Here is a 5,655-nt window from a genome sequence, read left to right as displayed (position 1 = left end):
GGTGGGTGGGGAGTTGGGTCGGCGTGGGTTGCCGGGGATGGTGCCGGAGTTGGCGGTGGCGGCGTTGCAGGGGGTGTTGGAGGCTGGTGAGTCTCATGTGGTGGTGGCGGATGTGCGGTGGGATCGGTTCGTGTCGTCGTTCACGGCGTTGCGGCCGTCCCGCCTGTTCACCGAGATCCCCGAGGCGCAGCCCGGGCAGCGCGAGGACGCCCCGACCGGCGAGGAGCGGGGCGCGGCGACGGCGCTGCGCGAGCGGCTGGCCGCCGCCCCCGGGCCGGAGCGTGACCGCATCCTGCTCGACCTGGTCCGCGGCACCGCCGCGGCGGTGCTCGGCCACGCCACGCCGAGCGGGATCAGGCCCAGCCGTGGCTTCCTCGAACTGGGCTTCGACTCGCTCACGGCGGTCGAGCTGCGCAACCGGCTGACCGCCGAGACGGGCATCGGGCTACCCGCCACCCTCGTCTTCGACCATCCCACGCCGCAGGCGCTCGCCGGGCACCTGCGGGCCGAGCTGGCGCCCGAGCAGCCGGCGTTGCCGATCGTGGCGGAGATCGAGCGCCTCGACCAGCTCCTCGGCGGCCTGCCCGGCGACCAGGTCGACGACGCGGTCATCGGGCGGCTGGAGGACCTGGTCGCCAGGTGGCGGGGACGACCCGCCGTCGCGCCGGCGCCCGCCGCCGCGCAGGAGTTGGAGTCGGCGAGCCGGGAGGAGTTGTTCGACATCATCCAGCGCGAGTTCGGCAAGTCCTGACCGGACTCCGCAGGCCCTGACCGGACGCGAGGAGCCCGAGGGCACGGGAAGCCGCGAGGGGAGCGACGTCGGCCAGGCCCGGCCGCCTAGGGGTCCGCGCGGCCCGTCTAGGGGTGTGCCCGCGCGGGCCCGGCTCCGTAGGGTCGGAGCCCGTCAGGCCGTCTCGCCGTGCCCACCGGCAGCGAGCGGAGCGGATGTGGGTGCGTGCGGTACCCCGGATGGACGGGAGGTCCGCATGGCCGGATCCGGCCTGCCCCAGTTGCTCGCCATCAGCGACCTGCACGTGGTCCACGCCGAGAACAAGGCCATCGTCGAGCGGCTGCGGCCGGAGACGGACGGCGACTGGCTCATCGTCGCCGGGGACGTCGGCGAGTTCGTCGCCGACATCGAGTGGGCGCTGGGACTGCTCAGCCGCCGCTTCGCCAAGGTGGTCTGGGCTCCCGGCAACCACGAGCTGTGGACGCCCCGCGAGGACCCGGTGCAGCTGCGCGGGGACGCGCGCTACCAGCACCTCGTGCGGCTCTGCCGACGTCTCGGGGTGGTCACCCCGGAGGACCCGTACCCCGTCTGGGACCCGCGGGGCGACGACCCGGTCCTCATCGCGCCGCTGTTCCTGCTCTACGACTACACCTTCCGGCCGGCCGGGACGTACACGAAGGAGCAGGCCCTGGCGCGGGCCCACGAGGTGGGCGTGGTCTGCACCGACGAGATCCTGCTGCACCCCGACCCGTACCCGTCGAGGGACGCCTGGTGCCGGGCGCGGCTGGCCCTGACCGAGCGCCGGCTCACGGCCGACCGCGGCGGCCTGCCCACCGTCCTGGTCAACCACTTCCCGCTCGTCCGCGAGCCCACCCGGATCCTCCGGTACCCGGAGTTCGCGCAGTGGTGCGGCACCGAGGCCACCGCCGACTGGCACACCCGCTTCGACGCCCGCGTCGCCGTCTACGGCCACCTGCACATCCCGCGCACCACCTGGTACGACGGCGTGCGGTTCGAGGAGGTCTCGGTGGGCTACCCGCGGGAGTGGCGGCGCCGGTCCACGCCCCCGGGGCGGCTGCGCCGCATCCTGCCGGCAGCCGTCGCCCACCCCGCCTGACCGGCCCGCACGGCGTGCGTCGACGGTCTCCCGCCGGCGCGTCGCGGGGCCCTTCCGGGCCCGCCGATGAGGGGTCCTCTAGGGGTTGGGGACGCCATTGGCCCTCAGTACCGTCCACTCACGGTGGCGGGCATGTGCCGGCGAGGGCTCCGGCGTGACGGGCGCCTGAGCAGGCACGCAACGGACTCGGAAACAGGATCGGGCGCACGGCCGGACGGTCACGTCCCCGCCCGCCCGGGCACGGAACCGGGCCGTCGGCGGTGGCGTGGTCAGCGAATCGGCAGATTCCGATCGATAGCAAGCTCTGGGCGGGTGGGTCATGGCGGACGAAGACAAGCTCCTCGAACACCTCAAGTGGGTGACCTCCGAGCTCCGCCTGGCGCGCCGGCGCCTGAGCGAGCTGGAGGACGGGGACGCCGAGCCGATCGCGATCGTCGGGATGGCCTGCCGCTTCCCGGGCGGGGTCGCCTCCCCGGAGGACCTCTGGGACCTCGTCGCGGGCGGCGTCGACGCCACCGGCACGTTCCCCGAGGACCGGGGCTGGGACCTGGAGCGGCTCTACGACCCGGACCCGGACCACCCCGGCACCACCTACAGCAACCGGGGCGGCTTCCTGCGCGACGCCGGCCTGTTCGACCCCACCCTGTTCGGCATCTCGCCGCGCGAGGCGCTGGCCATGGACCCGCAGCAGCGGCTCCTGCTGGAGGTCACCTGGGAGGCCTTCGAGCGGGCCGGCATCGACGCCGCCTCGGTGCGGGGCAGCCGTACCGGGGTGTTCGTCGGCACGGCGGGGCAGGACTACACCTCCGTGCTGCGCCAGCTGCCCGAGGGCGCGGAGGGCTACGTCCTCACCGGCACCGCCGCGAGCGTCATGTCCGGCCGGCTGGCGTACTCCTTCGGGTTGGAGGGGCCCGCCGTCACCATCGACACCGCCTGCTCCTCGTCGCTGGTCGCGCTGCACCTCGCCGGCCAGGCCCTGCGCGACGGCGAGTGCTCCCTCGCGGTCGCCGGCGGCGTGACCGTGCTCGCCACGCCCGGCGCCTTCGTCGAGTTCTCCCGCCAGCGCGGGCTGGCCTCCGACGGCCGGTGCAAGGCGTTCTCGGCGGACGCCGACGGGACCGGCTGGTCCGAGGGCGTCGCCATGCTGCTGGTCGAGAAGCTCTCCGATGCCCGGCGCAACGGGCACCCCGTCCTCGCCGTGATCCGGGGCAGCGCCGTGAACTCCGACGGCGCCAGCAGCGGCCTGACCGCCCCCAACGGCCCGTCGCAGCAGCGGGTCATCCGGCAGGCGCTGGAGAACGCCCGGCTCGCGCCGTCCGACGTGGACGTCGTCGAGGCGCACGGCACGGGCACCCGCCTCGGCGACCCGATCGAGGCGCAGGCGCTGCTCGCCACGTACGGTAGGGGGCGGCCCGCCGACCGGCCGCTGTGGCTGGGCTCGCTGAAGTCGAACATCGGCCACCCGCAGGCCGCCGCCGGCGCCGGCGGCGTCATCAAGATGGTGATGGCGATGCTGCACGGCGTGCTGCCGCCGACCCTGCACGTCGGGAAGCCGTCCCCGCACGTCGACTGGTCTGCGGGCGCGGTGTCGCTGCTGGACCGCGCGCGCCCCTGGCCGGGCGACGACCACGTCCGGCGGGCCGCCGTCTCCTCCTTCGGCATGAGCGGCACGAACGCCCACCTGATCCTGGAGCAGGCCCCGGGCCACGGGCCGGCGGACGACGAGCCCGCCGCGACCCGCCGACCCGCCGTCGTGCCGGTGCTGCTGTCTGCCGCCCAGCCGGCCGCGCTCGCCGCGCAGGCCGACCGGTGGGCCCGCCGGCTTGGCGACGACGCCGCGCCGCGCCCGGTCGACGTGGGCTGGTCGTCGGCGACGTCCCGGTCGACGCTCGACCAGCGGGCCGTGCTGCTCGCCGAGGACCGCGCCGGCCTGCTCGCGGGCCTGGCCGCCCTGGCGGCCGGCGAGCCGTCGGGCACGGTGGTCGCCGGCCGGGCCGGGGACCGCGGCCAGCTCGCGGTGCTCTTCTCCGGCCAGGGCGCGCAGCGCGCCGGCATGGGCAAGGAGCTGTACGCCGAGTTCCCCGTCTTCGCCGCCGCGCTCGACGAGGCGTGCCGGCACCTGGACCGGGTGCTGCCGCAGCCGCTGCGGGAGGTGCTGTTCGCCGAGCCGGGCACCCCGGAGGCGGAGCTGCTGGACCAGACCGTCTTCACCCAGGCCGGGCTGTTCGCCGTCGAGGTGGCGCTGTTCCGCCTCGTCGAGTCGTTCGGCGTCGCCCCCGACCTCGTCGGCGGCCACTCGATCGGCGAGATCGCCGCCGCGCACGTGGCCGGCGTGCTGTCCCTGGAGGACGCCTGCCTGCTGGTGGCCGCCCGGGGCCGGCTGATGCAGAGCCTGCCCGCCGGCGGCGGGATGTTGGCCGTGGCCGCCGACGAGGCTGCGGTGGCGGAGTCTCTCGCCGGCCTGACCGACCGGCTCGGCATCGCCGCGGTGAACGGGCCGGCCTCCGTGGTCGTGTCCGGCGCCGTCGACGCCCTCGACGAGGTGGAACGCGCCTGGCGGGACCGGGGCGTACGGGTCCGTCGGCTGACCGTGAGCCACGCGTTCCACAGCCCGCTGATGGAGCCGGTGCTGGAGCGGTTCCGGGGCATCGTCGCGCGGCTGGCCTTCGCCGCGCCCGCCCTGCCGATCGTGTCGAACGTGACCGGCGCGCTCGCCGACGGCGACGAGATCCGCACGCCGGAGTACTGGGTGCGGCATGTCCGCGAGGCCGTCCGCTTCGCCGACGGGCTCGCCGCCCTGCGGGCCGCCGGCGTGGACACGTTCCTGGAGGTCGGGCCGCAGAGCGTGCTGACCGCGATGGCGGCCGACGTCCTGCCCGGCGACGACGTGCTGGCCGTCGCCGCCCAGCGCGGGGACCGGCCGGAGGCGCAGGCGCTGCTGACCGCCCTCGCCGAGCTGCACGTGCACGGCGTTCCCGTTACCTGGCAGTCGTGGTTCGCCGACACCGGCGCGCGCCGCGTCGACCTGCCCACGTACGCCTTCCAGCGGGAGCGGTTCTGGCCCGAGGTGGTGCCGTGGCGCGTCGGCGACGTGTCGGGCGCGGGCCTGGGCGTGGCGGGGCATCCGCTGCTCGGCGCGGCGGTGCGCCTCGCCGGCGACGACGAGGTGGTGCTGACCGGCCGGCTGTCGGCGGCGACGCACCCGTGGCTGACGGACCACGTCGTCTCCGGCGCCGTGGTGGTGCCGGGCACCGCGCTGGTGGAGCTGGCCGTCCGCGCCGGCGACGAGGTGGGCGCGCCCCGGGTGGGCGAGCTGACCGTGGCCGCGCCGCTGGTGCTGCCGGCGTCCGGCGCGGTACGGGTGCAGGTGCGCGTGGGCGCGGCCGACGACGCCGGCGCCAGGTCGGTCGCCGTCCACTCCCAGCCCGAGGAGGACGCCGACGCCGAGTGGGTACGGCACGCCGACGGCGTGCTGGAGCCGAGTTCGGCCGACGAGCCGGGCGTCGGGGCGTGGCCGCCGGCGCACGCGTCCGAGGTGGACCTGGCCGGTTGGTATCCGGGGCTGGCCGAGCACGGCCTGTCGTACGGGCCGGTGTTCCGGGGCGTACGGCGGGTCTGGTCGACCGACGGCGAGGTGTACGCCGAGGTGGCGCTGCCCGACGAGGCGGCGGGGGAGGCCGGCGCGTTCGGCGTGCACCCGGCGCTGCTGGACGCCGCGCTGCACCCGGTGGCGCTGCTGCTCGCCGGGGAGCCGTCGGGCGGGCCGCGGGTGCGGTGCGCGTTCGAGGGCGTGCAGGTGCACGCCTCG

Annotated in this window: 3 protein-coding genes; all 3 read left to right on the top strand. The window is 76.0% G+C overall.

The annotated features are described in order from the left end of the window. Positions 1-751 (top strand): phosphopantetheine-binding protein (locus ACWENR_RS29200; RefSeq protein WP_452280168.1); only part of this gene is annotated, 751 nt, incomplete at its 5' end. Between the two features lie 235 nt (positions 752-986). Next, entirely contained in the window at positions 987-1,847 is an 861-nt protein-coding gene (locus ACWENR_RS29195) for a metallophosphoesterase family protein (protein WP_452280167.1), read from the top strand. A 319-nt stretch (positions 1,848-2,166) separates the two neighbouring features. Continuing rightward, positions 2,167-5,655 (top strand): type I polyketide synthase (locus ACWENR_RS29190; RefSeq protein ID WP_452280166.1); only part of this gene is annotated, 3,489 nt, incomplete at its 3' end.

The sequence above is a fragment of the Micromonospora sp. NPDC004336 genome, from assembly GCF_053602615.1.
Note: the sequence above shows the minus strand (reverse complement) of the source record. Positions and strands in the feature narration are given on the sequence as shown.

What these genes read in the sequence shown, in the direction of transcription:
- ACWENR_RS29195 (WP_452280167.1), top strand. Translation starts at nt 987, where the DNA reads ATGGCCGGATCCGGCCTGCCCCAGTTGCTCGCCATCAGCGACCTGCAC.